We start from the raw sequence: 811 nt of genomic DNA, 5'->3' as shown, positions 1-811 counted from the left end.
GTAGCGCCTGTGTTACCTCGAGGTCCAGTGGCACCGGTAGCACCTGTGTTACCTTGAGGCCCAGTGGCACCGGTAGCACCTGTGTTACCTTGAGGCCCAGTGGCACCAGTAGCGCCCGTGTTACCTTGAGGTCCGGTAGCACCAGTAGCGCCTGTGTTACCTCGAGGTCCGGTAGCGCCAGTAGCGCCTGCTGGCCCAGTAGGCCCGGTAGGTCCGGTAGGTCCTTTAATGAATGAAGCGGAATTAACTAAAGCAGTTTGTAATGCTGCTATTAATTTAAGAAGCTCTTGAAGTGTGCAAGGGTCAATTCGGAATAGTTTTGTAATGTATAGTAAATAATTAATTAGATTTTGAAGCTCGATAAATACAGCGCTTGCTACGAAAGTTGGATTTTTTAATATAGTTATTAAATTTTTAATAATAGCTAACCCTTGTGCTTTCAGGGAGGAAGTAGCGTCTAGTGAACAAATAAATTTACTTAGTAGGTTCAATGTATCGATTAGATCTTCAATATTTTGAGGAGATGGATTTGCGAAAAGTTTTGGAATTATTTTTGTTAAATCGATAATGATTGCGCGGAATGTTCTAAGTTGTGCCTTAGTAACTGGGATTGATGGAGTATTTGGGATTCGTCCGGCGCTACTTGGAAAGCATGGTTTGGAGAATTTGTTCTGGCTGTCGTTATAATGAGACATTAAATCTCTCCTTTCTCATGAGGATATGAACGAAACTCATCATAGTAGATGCAAAAATTAGTTAAATGGTCATAGTAAAATCGTTTGTTTAAAGAAAAAATAGAAAAAACGCCTTA

General features: G+C 41.1%; 1 protein-coding gene. It reads right to left on the bottom strand.

What is annotated here, in order from left to right:
• A partial coding sequence (locus K5S59_RS29725; protein WP_220784128.1) for a collagen-like protein occupies positions 1–695 on the bottom strand: 695 nt, incomplete at its 3' end.
• Between the last annotated feature and the right edge of the window lie 116 nt (positions 696–811).

The sequence above is a fragment of the Bacillus sp. BML-BC051 genome, assembly GCF_019656175.1.
GTDB classification, from domain to species: Bacteria; Bacillota; Bacilli; order Bacillales; family Bacillaceae_G; genus Bacillus_A; species Bacillus_A mobilis.
This window is presented reverse-complemented; position numbering and strand designations above follow the sequence as displayed.